Origin of the sequence: Tenacibaculum sp. 190130A14a (assembly GCF_964048965.1) — a bacterium.
Taxonomy (GTDB): domain Bacteria; phylum Bacteroidota; class Bacteroidia; order Flavobacteriales; family Flavobacteriaceae; genus Polaribacter; species Polaribacter polynesiense.
The window spans coordinates 1,931,019-1,947,445 of record NZ_OZ040189.1 but is presented as its reverse complement, the minus strand read 5'-3'; the positions used below and the strand labels follow the sequence as shown (position 1 = coordinate 1,947,445).

The 16,427-nt window shown below is 32.2% G+C and carries 14 protein-coding genes; 8 read left to right on the top strand and 6 right to left on the bottom strand.

All coding sequences use genetic code 11. The features are described 5' to 3' along the window. Positions 1-39 precede the first annotated feature (39 nt). The gene (gene gldF, locus ABNT22_RS09335) at positions 40-756 is read left to right on the top strand and encodes a gliding motility-associated ABC transporter permease subunit GldF (protein WP_348717290.1); all 717 of its coding nucleotides are present in this window, start codon (positions 40-42) and stop codon (positions 754-756) included. Continuing rightward, a complete protein-coding gene (gene gldG, locus ABNT22_RS09330) occupies positions 749-2,392 on the top strand; it encodes a gliding motility-associated ABC transporter substrate-binding protein GldG (RefSeq protein WP_348717292.1) in 1,644 nt (547 codons plus the stop codon). The genes gldF and gldG overlap by 8 nt, the downstream gene beginning before the upstream one ends. Here gldG and ABNT22_RS09325 read toward each other — a convergent pair. Further along, positions 2,385-3,146, bottom strand: coding sequence for a dTDP-glucose 4,6-dehydratase (locus ABNT22_RS09325; protein ID WP_348717293.1), 762 nt, complete (start codon positions 3,144-3,146; stop codon positions 2,385-2,387). The two genes, gldG and ABNT22_RS09325, sit on opposite strands and share 8 nt — an antisense overlap. Next, the gene (locus tag ABNT22_RS09320; RefSeq protein ID WP_348717294.1) at positions 3,133-3,798 is read right to left on the bottom strand and encodes an MIP family channel protein; all 666 of its coding nucleotides are present in this window, start codon (positions 3,796-3,798) and stop codon (positions 3,133-3,135) included. The genes ABNT22_RS09325 and ABNT22_RS09320 overlap by 14 nt, the downstream gene beginning before the upstream one ends. A gap of 109 nt (positions 3,799-3,907) precedes the next feature. On the opposite strand from ABNT22_RS09320, the gene ABNT22_RS09315 reads away from it, so the two are divergent. The 6 genes from ABNT22_RS09315 (at position 3,908) to ABNT22_RS09290 (ending at position 10,110) form a co-directional block, all read left to right on the top strand. Further along, on the top strand, positions 3,908-4,756 hold the full coding sequence (locus ABNT22_RS09315) for a DUF2911 domain-containing protein (protein ID WP_348717296.1): 849 nt from the start codon (positions 3,908-3,910) through the stop codon (positions 4,754-4,756). A gap of 167 nt (positions 4,757-4,923) precedes the next feature. Further along, positions 4,924-7,212, top strand: a complete 2,289-nt coding sequence (locus ABNT22_RS09310) for a neutral/alkaline non-lysosomal ceramidase N-terminal domain-containing protein (protein ID WP_348717298.1) — start codon at positions 4,924-4,926, stop codon at positions 7,210-7,212. Between the two features lie 119 nt (positions 7,213-7,331). Beyond that, positions 7,332-7,772: an SRPBCC family protein gene (locus ABNT22_RS09305; protein WP_348717300.1), complete on the top strand. Its 441-nt coding sequence runs from the start codon at positions 7,332-7,334 to the stop codon at positions 7,770-7,772. Positions 7,773-7,859: 87 nt separating this feature from the next. Then, the gene (locus ABNT22_RS09300) at positions 7,860-8,696 is read left to right on the top strand and encodes an AraC family transcriptional regulator (protein ID WP_348717302.1); all 837 of its coding nucleotides are present in this window, start codon (positions 7,860-7,862) and stop codon (positions 8,694-8,696) included. A gap of 80 nt (positions 8,697-8,776) precedes the next feature. Continuing rightward, on the top strand, positions 8,777-9,178 hold the full coding sequence (locus ABNT22_RS09295) for a DUF4345 domain-containing protein (RefSeq protein ID WP_348717304.1): 402 nt from the start codon (positions 8,777-8,779) through the stop codon (positions 9,176-9,178). An 11-nt stretch (positions 9,179-9,189) separates the two neighbouring features. Next, a complete protein-coding gene (locus ABNT22_RS09290; RefSeq protein ID WP_348717306.1) occupies positions 9,190-10,110 on the top strand; it encodes an SDR family NAD(P)-dependent oxidoreductase in 921 nt (306 codons plus the stop codon). 83 nt (positions 10,111-10,193) lie between these two features. Here ABNT22_RS09290 and ABNT22_RS09285 read toward each other — a convergent pair whose 3' ends face one another. The 4 genes from ABNT22_RS09285 to ABNT22_RS09270 all read right to left on the bottom strand — a co-directional run bounded on the left by ABNT22_RS09285 (position 10,194) and on the right by ABNT22_RS09270 (position 16,166). Then, entirely contained in the window at positions 10,194-11,873 is a 1,680-nt protein-coding gene (locus ABNT22_RS09285; RefSeq protein ID WP_348717308.1) for a sodium:solute symporter, read from the bottom strand. A 130-nt stretch (positions 11,874-12,003) separates the two neighbouring features. Continuing rightward, positions 12,004-12,762, bottom strand: a complete 759-nt coding sequence (locus ABNT22_RS09280) for a DUF6503 family protein (RefSeq protein WP_348717310.1) — start codon at positions 12,760-12,762, stop codon at positions 12,004-12,006. A gap of 111 nt (positions 12,763-12,873) precedes the next feature. Then, positions 12,874-14,670, bottom strand: coding sequence for a cytochrome-c peroxidase (locus ABNT22_RS09275; RefSeq protein WP_348717311.1), 1,797 nt, complete (start codon positions 14,668-14,670; stop codon positions 12,874-12,876). Next, a complete protein-coding gene (locus ABNT22_RS09270) occupies positions 14,670-16,166 on the bottom strand; it encodes an alkaline phosphatase PhoX (RefSeq protein ID WP_348717313.1) in 1,497 nt (498 codons plus the stop codon). The genes ABNT22_RS09275 and ABNT22_RS09270 overlap by 1 nt, the downstream gene beginning before the upstream one ends. Positions 16,167-16,427: the final 261 nt, after the last annotated feature.

Sequence of the window (16,427 nt, the reverse complement as noted above, 5' to 3'; positions counted from 1 at the left end):
TAAATTTTCAATAACACTACCGCTAAAACAAAAACTATAATGTTCCCAATATTAAAAAAAGAATTTAACTCATTTTTTGCCTCACCCATAGCCTATTTGGTTATTGGTGTGTTCTTACTTGTTAATGGACTCTTTCTATGGGTTCTGAAAGACGATTTTAATATATTAAATGCTGGCTTTGCTGATTTAAACTCTTTTTTCTTCTTAGCTCCTTGGCTATTGTTATTTTTAATTCCTGCCATTACCATGAAAAGTTTTGCCGATGAATTTAATAGTGGAACTATTGAGATTTTAAAAACAAGTCCTATAACCAACTGGCAAATTGTACTTGGAAAGTTTTTTGCAGCATTCATATTAGTTATAATCGCTATTTTACCAACGCTGACCTATGTATATACAGTTTATCAACTTGGAAATCCTATTGGAAATATTGATTTAGGTAGTACGCTTGGTTCTTATTTGGGATTACTATTCTTAGTTGCAACATATACGGCAATTGGATTATTTACCTCTACCCTATCTAAAAATCAAATTGTTGCCTTTATACTAAGTATTTTTATCACTTTTTGTTTGTTTTATGGCTTCGACGCCTTAGGAAACTTATTTAGCGGAGGATATACAATAAAGCAACTGGGAATTAATGAGCATTTTAAAAGTATTTCTCGTGGAGTTATTGATACCCGTGACATTGTATATTTTGTAAGTGTCACCTTCTTATTTTTATTTATTACTAAAACCAAATTATCCTATGAATAAAGGCATACAACATATTTTATTGGTTTTAGTTGGAATTATAGTTTTAAACATTGTTTCTAACAAAACTTATCAACGATTCGATTTAACAGAAGACAAGCGCTATACATTATCTAACACAACCCTAAACATACTAAATAGTATTGATAACTTACTTGTCATAAATGTATATTTAGAAGGTGATTTTCCTTCTGAATTTCAACGATTACAAGTAGAAACGCGTCAATATTTAGAAGAATTACAAGCAGAAAACTCAAATATTCGTTTTCAATTTATTAATCCAGACAATATTCGTGAACGATTGATCAAAAAAGGAATGATTCCTAGTCAATTGACCGTTGAAGAAGATGGAAAGCTATCTAATGCTATTATTTTTCCTTGGGCTGAGATTGTATATGGAAATAAAACTAAAATTGTTTCATTGTTACCAAACACCAATGCTAAAACACAAGAAGAACAATTACAACAAGCTATTGAGAAATTAGAATACTCTTTTAGTAATGGTGTTCATACAATAACAAGAGAACATAAACCAACCATTGCGGTACTCTCTGGAAATGGAGAACTTGAAGATATTTATTTATACAGTTTCTTAAAAGAAGTAGGCACTAAATATCATTTAGCTAAGTTTACTTTAGATAGTGTAGCTACCAATCCGCAAAAAACAACTTCAGAGTTAAGAAAATATGATTTAGCTATTATAGCAAAACCTACCAAACGTTTTACAGCAGAAGAAAAATTAAGCATTGATCAATTTATAACCAATGGAGGTAAAAGTTTATGGATGATTGATAACAACTATTCCGATACTGATAGTTTATACAATCAGGGAAAAATGTTAGCTTTTCCTCGTGATTTAAACTTAACCGATCTTTTGTTTAGTTACGGTGTTCGTATTAACAATAAACTAGTACAAGATTTGTATTCGGCTAAAATTCCTTTAGCAACTGGTAATCTAGGAAATCAAGCCCAATTTCAACATTTAAATTGGTTTTATCATCCTTTAGTAAATGGAAACCCAAACCATCCAATTACTAAGAACATTCCTCCCGTACGTTTTCGTTTTACCACGCAAATTGACACGTTAAAAAACGACATTAAAAAAACACCTTTATACATAAGCTCTATACTAACAAAAAAGATTGGTACTCCAAGTATTATTGAATTACAGAGCATTGCAAATGCGCCTCAAGAAAATGAATATAAAAGTGGTCCACAGTTATTTGCTGTTTTGCTAGAAGGTAAATTTAACTCAGCTTATAAAAGTAGAATTAAGCCTTTTAATTATACAGATTTTAAAGAAACATCAACCGAAAACAAAATGGTGGTAATAGCTGATGGGGATATTGCTAAAAATCAAATTTTAAAAGGAAAACCTCATGATTTATCTAGAGATAAATGGACAGGTGAAACCTTTGGTAATAAAGAGTTCTTGCTAAATACTGTTGACTATTTACTTGATGATACAGGTTTAATTGAATTAAGAAACAAAACCATCCAATTAAACTTATTAGATAAACAACAAGCTTTTAATAATAAAGGATTCTGGCAATTCTTTAATATTTTAGTCCCTTTAGTAATCTTAGGTTTATTTGGTTTTGGTTTTAATTATTTACGTAGAAGGAAATACACTAAATAGCTAATAAATTTTGATGAATGAATTGATAATTTAAAGTCTGAATCAATTTGTTAGAATTTACAATTTTATACTTTAACTCTAAAGAATCATCAAACACTGGTGGTTCTTTTTTTATACTCAATCTAGCATATTTATAAAACTCTTCTCTTGTTGGGTGATGATTAGTACAAGCGCTAAACGTTTCATTCCATACATTTTCTTTTAGTATTTGTGTAATAATTGCAATACAATCATCTCTATGAATCATATTAACAAAACCATTAGGGTGAGGTATCTTTCGATTAGAAAACCAATTACCAGGTTGTCTATTATATCCTAATAAACCAGCAAAACGAATTACAGTAGTTACAAACTTAGTTGAACTTTTAAATATATTTTCAATCATCCCTAAAGGACTATTTTCATTCGCATCTTCTTCAAACACTTCCCTATTTAAACTTGGGTACACTGAAGTAGAACTAATAAACAAAACATTTTTTACTCGTGATCCTTCAATCTCTTTTACCAAATTTTTAAAAGCATCTATATCCTTAGAAGTAATTGCTACCACCAATGTACCTACATTCAAAAAGTCTTTAAAATCAGTTTCTTTTGAAGAAATGTCAACGATATGTGCTTCTATACCACTAGTCTTTAAAAGTGGTATTTTTTCTTCTTTTGTAGTAGAGCCTTTGATTTTGAATTCTTCTGTAATTAAATGTTGTGCTAATGGTAATCCCAACCATCCACAACCTAAAATACTAACATCCTTCATCACAACAATTATCGTCTTTTACTAATTTACAAGAAATCACCGCTAACAAGGCTCCTAAAATAGGTGCTAAAATATACAACCATAAATGTTCCAAATGACCAGAAACAATTGCTGGCGCAATAGATCGTGCAGGATTCATTGATGCCTTAGTCATAGGTCCTGCAAACATAGCTTCGAGTAATACAACCCCTCCAATTGCTATTCCTGCCATTACCCCTACTTCTTTACTTCCAGTAGAAACATTAATAATCACTAACATTAAAAAGAAGGTCAATAACAACTCAAGTATAAAAGCTCTCCAAGGAACTATGGAAGGAATCGTTGCTCCGTAAAATTCACTTTCTGGAAATAATACCCATAACATAACACTCCCTAATAAAGCGCCTAATAATTGAGCAATTATATATTTGGGGACTTCTTTCCATGCAAACTTTTTGGCATAGGCAAACGATATCGTAACAGCAGGATTAAAATGTGCTCCAGATATTTCTCCAAAAGCATAAATCATTGCCATTACAATTAATCCCCAAGTTATTGCTACTCCAATATGCGTTAAATCCGCTCCATTTGTTACTTCATTAATCACCATAGCTCCTGTACCACAAAAGATTAGTGCAAAAGTCCCTATAAATTCAGAAATATATTTTTTCATACCTGCAAATATCCGTTAAAAAAGAAAACATCATTTTAAGTTTTCGTTAACATTAAACGATAATATTCATTGTAATTTTATTGGGTAATTTTAAAACAAACCAATCATCATGAAAAAATTATTGTTAAGTTTATTTGTTGTGGCTGCTACAGCAAGTATGAACGCACAGGTTAAAACTCCAGCTTCTAGTCCTGCTTCTAAATTAGAGCAAACTGTAGGTTTAACAGATGTTACTGTTGAATACTCAAGACCAGGAGTTAAAGGAAGAAAAATCTTTGGAGATTTAGTTCCTTTTGGAAAAGTTTGGAGAACAGGTGCTAACGCTAACACTAAGGTTACTTTTAGTGATAATGTTATGATTGATGGAAAAGAATTAAAAAAAGGAACTTATGCATTATATACAAAACCTAATGCTGGTTCTTGGGATGTTATTTTTTACTCAGATACTAATAACTGGGGAACTCCTAGAGAATGGGATGAGTCTAAAGTAGCATTAAGTACTTCTGCTAAAGTACAACCAATGCCTATGAAAATTGAAACATTCACAATTTCTTTTGATGACATTACAAACTCTTCTGCAGTTTTAGGAATGTTATGGGAAAATGCTTATGTGGGTGTTAAGTTCTCAACTCCTACTGATAAAGGTGTTGAAGCTAGTATCTCTAAGATTATGAGTGGACCATCTGCTAATGATTACTATTCAGCTGCATCTTACTATTTTGATGAAGGAAAAGACATCAAAAAAGCTGTTAAATGGATGAACAAAGCAGTTGAGTTAACAAAAGATCAACCTCGTTTTTGGTATTTACGTAAGCAATCTTTAATCTTGGCTAAGGCTGGAGATAAAAAAGGTGCTATCAAGGCTGCAAAAGCTTCTTTAGCAGGTGCTGAAAAAAGAGGAAATGCAGATTATATTAAGATGAATAAAGATTCTTTAAAGGAATGGGGAGCTTTATAAAAATATGTACCTATACCTTGTAAATTATAAACCTACACTTTACTGTGTAGGTTTTTTATTTCACAACAATAACCCTAGTTTATTTTATTATAAGAATTTTTTATCTTAAAAAACTAACAATAACACAATTTAAAGTTAAATTCATTGTCTAATCAACAAACTAAACAATGAATTATTTACAGTCCCTCAAAAGGAAAACTATTTTTAGTTTTCTTCTTATCTCTTTATGCTCAAGCCTTATTTTTTCTCAAAACAATAACTACGACATTGGTGTCGGTATTTATGATGTAACAGGACAAATTGCCGAATCCAATTTCTTTGGTTACGGAGATCCCTTTCATAGAAATGCTGGAATCAAAGATCGGCAATATGCACGTGCATATATTATAAAAGATGCCAACAACAACTCTGTGGTATTTGTTTCTATTGACAAAGGAGCTACTTTTCAGTCTATCAACCTAGCTGTTTTAGACAAACTGAATCAATTTTATGGAAATCTTTACAATGACACAAATGTTATTATTAGTGCTACACACACTCATGTGTCTCCAGGGGGATTTTCGCATTATGAATTATACAATACAGCAACAGGAGGCTATTATTCTAAAAACTTTGAGATATTGGTCAATGGAATTTTTAAAGCTATTCAACAAGCCCATAACAATTTAGCTCCTGGTAGAATATATTATAATAAAGGTTCCTTAACTAATGCTAGTATAAACAGATCTTTAGTTGCTTATAATTTAAATACAGATGCAGCTAATTATCCAAGTATCGACGACGAAATGACCATTTTAAAATTTGTTCAAGGAAGCCATAATGAAATCGGAATGATATCTTGGTTTGGGGTACACCCCACCAATCTTACTAAAAAATACAAATACTGTAGTGGAGACAATAAAGGCTATGCTTCCTTACAATTCGAACGTTTGAAACAATCAAGCTATGGAAAAGGAAACAATACCTTTGTAGCTGCGTTTGCAAATACCAACCCTGGGGATATGTCCCCTAACTTAAACCAACCGCATCCAAACGATATTCATACCGATGCTTCTGGGCCAGGAAGTAACGAAGAAGAAAGTGCTGAAATTATTGGTAGTAGACAATACAATAAAGCTTTAAATTTATACAACAATGCCACTGAACAACTTTTTGGTTCTGTAAAAGCTGTAAGTAGATATAGCGATTTTTCGAACATTACTATAGCTCCTAAGTTTACGAATGGTAATTATCAAACCACTTGTAAAGCTGCTTTAGGAATTTCTTTTAGAGCTGGTGCAGAAGACGGCAGAAGTGGAATTGGTCGTGAAGGAGAAACTCGCTCGAACCCAACTTCGGGCTCTTCAAATGACGTATGTCATATGGAAAAACCAATTGATATCTTATTCAATTTAGGAGCAAATAACAACGACCCTAGAACTCCTAAAATTTTACCTACTAGTATCATGAAAATAGGACAATTCGGAATTCTTGCTGCTCCTGGAGAATTTACGGTGATGGCAGGAAGAAGAGCAAAAGCAACCGTAGCAGAAAACGAAAACACAGGAATTCAACATTTGGTATTTATGGGGTACTCAGATGCCTATGCAGGCTATGTGACTACAAGAGAAGAATATGCTTCTCAACAATATGAAGGTGCTAGTACACATTTTGGTCCGTGGACATTAGCAGCCTACAGACAGGAATTTGAAAGATTAGCTTCCGTATTGGTAAACCCAAACAGTAACCCTTGGCCCAATACTGAGCCAACTCCACCACAAAAAAGCTATATAGGACTTGATAAAACAGTACACATCTTTTTTGATGACAAACCCCTATTTAAAAGTTTTGGTAGTTTGTATTCAGATGCCAACTCCTTATACAATACAGGAGAAACAGTAGAAGTTGTTTTTTGGGGAGCTCATCCAAACAACGATACAAAAACAAATGGCACTTATTTAGAAGTTCAAAAGAAAATAGGTAATCAATGGATTACCAAATATGAAGATCGTGATTTTAATACCAAACTCATTTGGAAACGTAGTGGGGTTGCAAACTCAAAAGTAACCGTACAATGGAAAATTAAACCCGATACTGAAAGTGGCTATTATAGAATTGTTCATTCTGGCAATTGGAAGAATGGGTGGAATGGTAGTATTAACCCATATACTGGTTCAAGTAAAACCTTTTATGTAAACGCCACTGCTAGTAGAGCTAATGTTCAACAAAAACAAAAAACAATTTTTAATGCCAATGTTTTTCCAAATCCGAATAATGGAAGTTTTACCCTTATAAATGAGAGTAAATTAAATGGATACTACACAATTAGTAATACCCTAGGTCAAATCATACAAAAAGGAAATATATCTAATAAACAATACAATTCATTGTATCTAAAAGGAAGCAATGGTATATATCTTATAAAAGTTACATACACTAATCAGAGCACTTATACAGCTACTCTAATCAAAAAATAAGAAACTTATTTTCAGCAGTTTAAAGAAGCTATATGATATAGCTTCTTTTCTTTTTATAGCCTTCAATATTCAAAGTAGCCCCAATTTTACGTATCTTACTATAAACTAAGTAAACAGTCATGAAAATTAAGGGATTTATAGAAATTAAGAAACCTCGAGAAGAAGTTGTAAAATATTTTGCTGACCCTTCTTTTTTGGGAGAATATCAAGATGGTTTTATTAAAAAGGAATTAATTAGTGGTGAACAAGGTCAAAATGGAGCCGTATCTAAAATGTATTACAGACATGGTAAACATGATATGGAATTGACTGAGACAATTACCAATAATCAATTGCCCGATGTATTTGAAGCACATTACCACCATAAACATATGGATAACACCATGAAATGTTCATTCATTGAAATAGACTCTAATAAAACCAAATATGAATATGAGTTTGAATACACTCGAATAAACTGGATAATGCCTAAACTAATGGCTATTCTATTTCCGAGTGTTTATAAAAAACCAGCCCAAAAATGGATGCAACAATTCAAAGAATTCGTTGAAAAACAATAAATACATTACTCATAAAATACTTCAAAAATCTGGTAATCTTTTTATAGATTGCAACATAAAACATCATTGATAACATTAATCCTTTAAATGGAATTTCAGGAGAAAGTCATAACCTATAAAGACCGTATAGTTTTTATAAAACTATCGATGCCTTCGTTTAATAGAACCTTAAAACATTATGTTGAGGATGAAGCATGTTTTATGTTTGTTAACAAGGGAGAAGTAGCTGTAAGAACTCCTGATGACTATTTAAAACTTAACAAAAACACTGCAATGATTGCGAAGTGTTTAAACTATTTCTTTGAACCTAGCCAAAACAAAGAAGTTTGTAATGAAGGAATTGAATCAGTAGGCGTTTTCTTGTATCCATCATTAGTAGAAGATTTATTTGATTTGGATATTTCTTTATCCAATCACAGAAATGATTACAATGTAAAGCAGGTACAGGTTGATTTAATGCTTGATAATTTTAGGCAAAGTATTGATATTCTTTTAGACAACCCTGAGCTGGTAGACGATACCATGGTGAAACTGAAATTAAAAGAATTTATCCAATTATTAGTCAAATCACAAAATACACCTTCTCAATTAGATTTCTTAGCTGCCTTGTTTAAACCCAATGAAGTGGAGTTTAAGAAAGTCATTCAGCAAAATATATATGCCAACCTTACCATCAAAGAACTTGCTTTGTTAACCCATTTAAGCGAATCTTCCTTTAAACGAAAGTTCAAAGAGGTTTTTGATAAAAGTCCTAAAAAATATTTGACTGAGAAAAAAGTAAAACGTGCAGCGGAATTATTAAAATCTAGTAAAGACCGTGTTTCTGAAATAGCCTATGATGTGGGCTTTGATTCGGTATCCACATTTAATAGAAACTTCACCTCTTTTTTCGGAAAGTCTCCATCAGATTATCGTTTGAACTAAATTGAGTAGTTTTTGACCTAAACCGCATTTCTTGTGGTTTTAATCCTTATGATCTTTGTATCAAATAAAAATACAAGGTCATGAACACTACAAAAATTTTAAAAATCTATTTAATTGTTTCGGGGTTAATTTTAACTGCTATAGGTAGTTTAACCAGCTTTAATCCAATTAATATTAAAGCTAATGAAGGCATTAATATAGCAGGAAATCCAAGTGCTTTAAATGATGTTCGTTCATTTGGAGTTCTTTTATTGGCAACTGCAATACTTTTGTTTTTAGGAAGCTTTAAACGCTCCTTAACAAAGTCTGCAAACATTGCAGCTTTTCTTCTATTTCTAGCACTGGGTCTTGGTAGACTTCTAAGTATCTTTTTAGACGGAATGCCTTCTGATGGTATGGTAAAAGCAACTGGACTAGAAATCATTTTAGGACTAGTTGGACTTGTCTTATTTAAACTTTACAACAAACAACAATCTTACTAAAATTAAAAAAAATGAATACATCAATAATGATAACAGGGGCCAATGCAGGAATTGGCAAAGAAACAGCAAGACAACTTGCTATGATTAAAACAACTAAGGTTATCTACCTAGCTTGTAGAAATTTGAAAAAAGCCGAAATTGCAAAAAAGGTACTTGTAGAGGCTACTGGACGAGATATATTTAAAATCATACTCTTAGATGTGTCTAAACCAGAAACAGTAAAAAAAGCTGTTGCTCAATTAGAAAACCCTATAGACGCATTAATTATGAATGCTGGTGGAACAGGTGGAAAAACTCCTGAAAAATTAACAAAAGAAGGTGTTACTGAATTAACAGCAAGTAACTTATTAGGCCATGTAGTATTAGTTAATGAATTAATAAAAGAAAACAAACTAAATAAAGTAGCCTTATTCGCAAGCTCTGAAGCTGCCCGAGGAATTAAGAAAATGGGAATGAAACGCCCCGACTTAAGTGACAACTCTGTAGAAGAATTTGTATCTATCTTTGATGGAACAAAATTTAGAGGAGATTTTGATCCTTTCCAAGTGTATGGGTGGATTAAGTATGGAGGCACACTTTGGATGAGTAATATGGCTGATAAACATCCTAATATTAAGTTCATTAGTATGAGTCCTGGAGGTACTAGAGGTACTAATGGTATGGACGACTTACCTCTTTTAAAAAGAATATTTTTAAAGCACATAGGAATGAAACTCATTATGCCTTTAATGGGAATGTCTCACTCTGTAGAAAAAGGAGCAAAACGTTTTGTAGATGGTATTAATAATCCTAAGTTTGAAAGCGGAGTCTTTTATGCTAGTAAAGAAAATATACTAACGGGACCTGTAGTTGATCAAAGTACCATTTGGAAAGATTTAGATAATCCTATGATTCAAAATAACGCGGCGCTAGCTATTAATGAATTTATTTAAATACCCTCATAAAGTAAAAAACGGACAAGGTTCTCTTGTCCGCTTTTTATATGTAGTTATATAACTATCTTTTTATAAACACATTAACTATTGGCTTCTATCGTTTTACTAGGTAAAGTCAATTGAATAAGCATTGCTATAAACATCACCAACCCACAACCTAAGGCATTTAACCATAAATACGGTAACCAATCAATATACCAAACTCCAATAATTATTAACTGAGTAATAATTGCAGCAATAAAAACCGCGTTTCCTCTAATAAACTTAAAGAAGAAGGCTAACAAGAAAATTCCCAATACATTCCCATAGAAAATAGATCCAATAATATTTACTAACTGAATCAAATTATCAAATAAATTGGCCACACATGCAACGAGAATCGCTAATATTCCCCAACCTAAAGTAAACCACTTAGACATCTTTACAAAATGCTCATCTGAATACTCCTTAGTTACATTGCGCTTGTATAAATCAATAGCTGTGGTACTCGCTAAGGCATTCAATTCTGATGCTGTTGATGACATTGCTGCCGATAATATAACAGCCAATAACAAACCAATTAACCCTTTTGGAAGCTTCGTTAATATAAAGTGAATGAAAACGTAATCTTTATCATTGGTTTCAACTTGAGCATCTGCTTTTTCTATTATTACTTTTGCCTTCTCTTTTAAAGACTTATCTTCTTCATTATATTGTTGTATTTGTGCTACATTCTGCTCCGTTAAGCCCTCAAAAATCAATGTTTTCTTTTCGGCCTCTATAAAACGATGTCTTTCTTCCAATTTCGTATACTCTGCAATGGTTTCTGGACTAGAATTAGCAATTGCCTCACTTGCTTTTGGGTTAAAGTTTAAAGGAGATGCATTGAATTGATAAAACACAAAAACCATAACTCCTACCAAAAGAATAAAAAATTGCATAGGCACTTTTAAAAGACCATTAAAAATCAAACCTAATTGACTTTCTCTAACTGATTTTCCAGATAAATAACGTTGTACTTGACTTTGATCCGTTCCAAAATAAGACAGCATCAAAAATGTTCCTCCTAAAATACCTGTCCAAACTGTGTAACGATTGTTCAAATCCCATGAAAAGTCAAGTACTTGCATCTTATCGGAAGCTCCTGCAATTTCTAAAGCCTTAGAAAAAGTTATTCCATCTGGTAAGTACTGTAAAATGATATAAAACGCAATAAACATTCCGGCAAAAATGACAGCCATTTGTTGTTTTTGGGTCACACTTACGGCTTTGGTTCCTCCAGAAACGGTATAGATAATTACCAAAACACCAATAATGATATTCAGCGTAATTAAATCCCATCCCAATACCGCAGACAATATGATTGCTGGTGCAAAAATGGTAATTCCTGCCGCTAATCCTCTTTGAATTAAAAACAACATTGCTGCGAGTGTTCTAGTCTTCTTATCAAATCTTCCTTCAAGATATTCGTAAGCTGTATATACTTTGAGCTTATGATAAATTGGAATAAACACTAAGCAAATAATTACCATGGCTATTGGCAATCCGAAGTAAAATTGAACAAAGCCCATTCCACTATGAAAGGCCTGCCCTGGAGTAGATAAGAAAGTGATGGCACTTGCTTGTGTTGCCATTACCGACAACCCAATAGTCCACCACTTTGTTTCATTTCCTCCTTTTATATATTCTTCAACATTTTTGCTTCCTCTTGTTTTCCAAACTCCGTATAAAACAATAAATAATAACGTTATTGATAATACAATCCAGTCTAATTCTTGCATAGTTTAGTAAGTATATATGTTAGTTATTATATAAAAGAATACGATGTACAATACATTTGCTAATAACACCAAGGTGTATTCTTTTTTCCATATATACTTTTGAGGTTGCATAGTTAGTTGATTTTAAGGGTTATTGTTTTGGTTTTTCAAAAAAGCTATCTGCTAATGGAGCTTGACTGATTAAAGGTAGTGAAAATTGAATTGGGTCACGTGCCGGCTCAGTCGGATTACCATTATCATCTTTTTGGTACCAAGTTATAGATTTTGGTAATACAAAACCGTTAACATTTTCCCAATCATTGTAACGAATTAAATTAAACTTCTCAGATGGCTTTTTAGAAAAGTAAGTTACCGTATATCCTAACCAAGCCATTTCTTTAGTTTTAGGATTGTAATAGATATAATAATTATCATCTGGTGAAGTACCTACATTGGCTTCATAAGAAATTTTAATTCCTGGATATTGTACTCCTTCAAATTCTATTGGCTTTGCTTCTGAATAAACAATCCCATCATCTGCAAGTACAAAAGGCATTGCATAAAAATAGAAATATAAATTATAGTAAAACTCTTTATTCCCTTTAAATGCTGTAGAGTCTTGTTGATGTAACCAAATATCTTTTCCATCAAATCCTAAAGAATAATTCTTTGCATTAACTACCGTTTTTCTTGAAGCTAAATCAACTGTATGTTCTTCATCGTTTATTCCAAAAGAAAGTGTTTTTGCTGCTCTCCAATTCTTAATCCCACCATGCTTTTCAAACACTTCTCCTAATGCCGCTGGATACTTTACTTCTATCTTTTCTTCTTTTACAATTTCTTTTTTAGGTTCTTTTTTACAAGCAATAGCTGTAATTGCAATAGCTGTGAATAAAATTAGTTTTTTCATGGATAATATTAGTTTAGTTAGTTATGTCGTAATAACTGGATAAAATTACAGTTAAAAATAAAAACTCTTTGATGAGAAATCAAAGAGTTTTTAACACAGTTATTACAAGTTCTAGTACTTATCCGTTAAACTTTCCATAAAAGAAACAATATCAGCTATTTCCTGTACAGACAAATTGAGTTTATCTGACGGTAATGTCTGATTTTCTAAATGAAACCCTAGTCCTATTCCTCCTCCTTTATTGTAAAAATCGACCACTTCTTCTAAGGTTTGATAGGTTCCATTATGCATATAAGGCCCTGTCTTTTCACTATTTCTAACCGTAGGGGTTTTAAAGAAATGTTTACGCTCTTCCGTTTTAAACAAGTTATATCTTCCTAAATCACTATCTAATTGATTCTGCTTTAAATTAGGAACTCCAATTGATTCCAATTCACTTTCAGAATAATTCGGAGGCACCGTTCCATTAAAGACTGGTGGGAAATGACAGGTTGCACATTTAGCTTTTCCCGTAAACAGGTTAAACCCATTGATCTCATTGTTCGTTAAAGTACGCTCCTTCCCATTTATATTTTTATCAAACTTAGAATTAAAGGTGTTTAATGTTCGTATATAGTTAGCAATTGCATTTCGTATGGTAAAATCTGTTACTTTTCCATACAAGGTTTCAAATTTATCTTTATATACACTATCCTTTTTAACTACAATCTCCAGTTTATTTAAATCACTATGAAATTCATCTTTGTTATTCACTACTCCAACAATTTGACCTTCTAAACTTCCTGCCCTACCGTCATGAAAAAAAGCTTTCTGTAAAGATGCATAAGTCAAGGTAGGTGAATTTCTAGTTTGATTTTCAAAAGCAATTTTCCCATCTGTAAACGCCAATTCTTTGCTATGACACGTGGCACAACTCATTTTTTCCCCTCTAGACAAACGCTTGTCATTAAAGAGTTTTTTTCCTAAAGCTACTTTTTCATCAAAATTATTTTTCTCTCGATGGTGATAATCTGAAAAGAAACCAATATTAAACGTCTCTTTTGAAAACAATGATGTAATATTATTGTTAAAAGCCATAGTTAATGGAAAAGATACCTTCCAATCATTAGCTGTTTCTTTTAATAATACTAATTGATGATGTACCTGACTCTTTATGAATTGATAACGATTAAATGAGTTAAAGTCTCCTTTCAACACTTGCTTTGTTGTATTCAATTCTTTAACCCATTTTTTGAACAATTCCTTATTGGTAAAATTAGATTTATATTGTTGCAATATAAATTGTACTGTTTCATAATTAGTTTGAGCCTCTTCAAGCGATTGCTCGAGAACTGGTGAATCAAAACCTGTAAGTCCTAATAAAGAAACCCTTGCAACTGCATCTCTTAATAGCCATAAAATATGATACTCTTTTAGATACAACGTATTATTGACCGTTACTAATTGTAAGCGATTGATTGTTTTTAAAACAATCTTCTTGAGGTCTTCTTCATTGAACTCCTCCTCTCCAAAAATTGTTTCTTCAATTACCTGAAAGCCAAAAGGATTTCTAACTTTAATATCGGTTGCATCTTCTTCTTCAACTTTTAAAATGTTTGGAGCATTTAAACTCTTATAATTTTCTTTATCTACATAAGCTAAGATAGGTTCTACTAACTTAAACTCATGTCTTGCCAACTTATAATAATCTTGTTGTTGATTGATTTCTTCCGTTATTTTTAATTTTTGTAATGCATCTATACATTTCTCTAGATGTATAGTATAATACGATTGTAATGCCCCAAGTTTTGAAACCTCTTTCTTTTTCGTGTAGGGTTCTTTTTTAACATTATTGCACCCAATTATAAATACTAGAAAAAGACACATGATACCATGTGCCTTTATACGTTTAAAATATAGGTACCTCATTATCTGTCTAAACCTTGAATTACATATAACTGGCTTCCTTCCTTTCTTGAACCATCTACCAAATTAGCTGTTGGATCTGTAAAAGCGCTACCATCTGCAGGCTCCCATCCATGGTTTTGTGTAATTAATAAGAATGTTTTGTCTTTACCAATAGTTTCAGAAATATCGATCATCCCTGTAATTTCCCATGCTTTAGAGGTATTTCCATAATTCTGTGCAGCTGCCATTGTTTGATTACATTCTAATACTTTCTTTAACTCACCTGTATTTAAGTTATATTGATATAAGCTTGCATAGTGATTTTTATCTCCATCAAAGTACCCATTAGGATCCTCTTGAATATAAGCATAGTTTTCAGTTACTAAGATGTTATCTGGGCTATGAAATGCCTTGGCCTTTCCATCTAATTTATCTCCATCTAAAACACAAGTAATTTTAGCTTCACCAGTTGGATTCGTTGCGTTTAACTCTACTTTGTAAATACGACCATAAACAGTTCCTTTACCTACCAAACCATCTTTTTTACGCCCGGTAACACAAAAATAGATTTCACGGTTATTACTTGCAGCACCTCTTCTCCAATCGATATCTTCTAACCTAGAGAATCCCATTACTCCTTTCGCTTTTGCCTCTGCATCTAATAAATCAATATTTTTCTCTGTTAACTCAACAAAAGAAGCATTATATGAGGTACCTTCTTCCATATCCATTTCATAAGTGATACCAGCATCAGTTACTTTTAATCCGTATAACTTTCCTCCTTCTAAATCACCTCTATTTCCTACATACATTCCTAATTGACCAGAAGGCACTTCATTATCTGAATGATCATCTCCAATAAATACTACTGTTTTTCCAGCATAGGCATCCTTACCAATAGCTACCGCATTTTCTGTAGACCATTGTCCCATCGCTGTTAGCATTCTAGCAGTACTCGCCGATGCTTTCATATCATTTCCTTTTGAAGCAGTTTCAAAACTTACTTTTTTATAGGGATCTGTCACAAATACTCCTTTAGAAGCTCCTCCCCATTCTCCTCCTGATAAGTATAATGGCCCAAATCCATGCTCTTCAGGTGTTATTAAAGAACCAGAACATTGTGCTGTAGCAGCCGTTGCTAAAGCATTTACAATGTATTCTCCCGCTACTGGTTTAAATGTTTTATCTAATTTAATACGTGCAATTGCATAATCTGCTTCTATATTATTAATTAATGTAAAAGATCCGTCATTCTCCGCTAACAAACCTGCTCCATCTGCCATAGAACCGTATACAAAGTTTGGTGTATCTTCTAACTGGTCTTCTGAGGATAAGAGTGGGTATACTTTAACTCCAGAAAAAGCAGTTTCTAATTTTAAAAAGTTTGGTGTTTTCGAATGTGCCTTTAACTCGATACTTTTACCGTTGTTCTTTGGTGATTCTTCAGAAGATTCACAACCAGCTAATACGATTGATAAACAAGCTGTAGTTACTGCTAATCTTAATAAGTGTTTCATTGTGTTAATTTTGTAGTTTTCGTTTCTTTTTACATCTGCAAAACAACACTAGTAAGGTTAACTAAATTTTATTCCAATATTAAAAAGCATTCATCAAATAGTTAAGAAAGTTAAGTCAACATAAATTTCAATTCTAAACCTAAAAAACCTAACCAACTATAAATCAAACTTTTTTATTGTTAGCTTAAGCGCCGAATAAAAAGTTAGTTAACAAATAAAAAACATAGATTACAATTTTAATTAACATTTAAATACGGTATA

Excerpts from the sequence above, each read along its gene's own strand:
- ABNT22_RS09305 (WP_348717300.1), top strand. The coding sequence starts at position 7,332 with ATGAAAATTAAGGGATTTATAGAAATTAAGAAACCTCGAGAAGAAGTT.
- ABNT22_RS09285 (WP_348717308.1), bottom strand. The coding sequence starts at position 11,873 with ATGCAAGAATTAGACTGGATTGTATTATCAATAACGTTATTATTTATT.
- ABNT22_RS09315 (WP_348717296.1), top strand. The coding sequence starts at position 3,908 with ATGAAAAAATTATTGTTAAGTTTATTTGTTGTGGCTGCTACAGCAAGT.
- ABNT22_RS09290 (WP_348717306.1), top strand. The coding sequence starts at position 9,190 with ATGAATACATCAATAATGATAACAGGGGCCAATGCAGGAATTGGCAAA.
- ABNT22_RS09310 (WP_348717298.1), top strand. The coding sequence starts at position 4,924 with ATGAATTATTTACAGTCCCTCAAAAGGAAAACTATTTTTAGTTTTCTT.
- ABNT22_RS09275 (WP_348717311.1), bottom strand. The coding sequence starts at position 14,670 with ATGAGGTACCTATATTTTAAACGTATAAAGGCACATGGTATCATGTGT.
- ABNT22_RS09295 (WP_348717304.1), top strand. The coding sequence starts at position 8,777 with ATGAACACTACAAAAATTTTAAAAATCTATTTAATTGTTTCGGGGTTA.
- ABNT22_RS09280 (WP_348717310.1), bottom strand. The coding sequence starts at position 12,762 with ATGAAAAAACTAATTTTATTCACAGCTATTGCAATTACAGCTATTGCT.
- ABNT22_RS09300 (WP_348717302.1), top strand. The coding sequence starts at position 7,860 with ATGGAATTTCAGGAGAAAGTCATAACCTATAAAGACCGTATAGTTTTT.
- ABNT22_RS09320 (WP_348717294.1), bottom strand. The coding sequence starts at position 3,798 with ATGAAAAAATATATTTCTGAATTTATAGGGACTTTTGCACTAATCTTT.
- gldF (WP_348717290.1), top strand. The coding sequence starts at position 40 with ATGTTCCCAATATTAAAAAAAGAATTTAACTCATTTTTTGCCTCACCC.
- ABNT22_RS09270 (WP_348717313.1), bottom strand. The coding sequence starts at position 16,166 with ATGAAACACTTATTAAGATTAGCAGTAACTACAGCTTGTTTATCAATC.
- ABNT22_RS09325 (WP_348717293.1), bottom strand. The coding sequence starts at position 3,146 with ATGAAGGATGTTAGTATTTTAGGTTGTGGATGGTTGGGATTACCATTA.
- gldG (WP_348717292.1), top strand. The coding sequence starts at position 749 with ATGAATAAAGGCATACAACATATTTTATTGGTTTTAGTTGGAATTATA.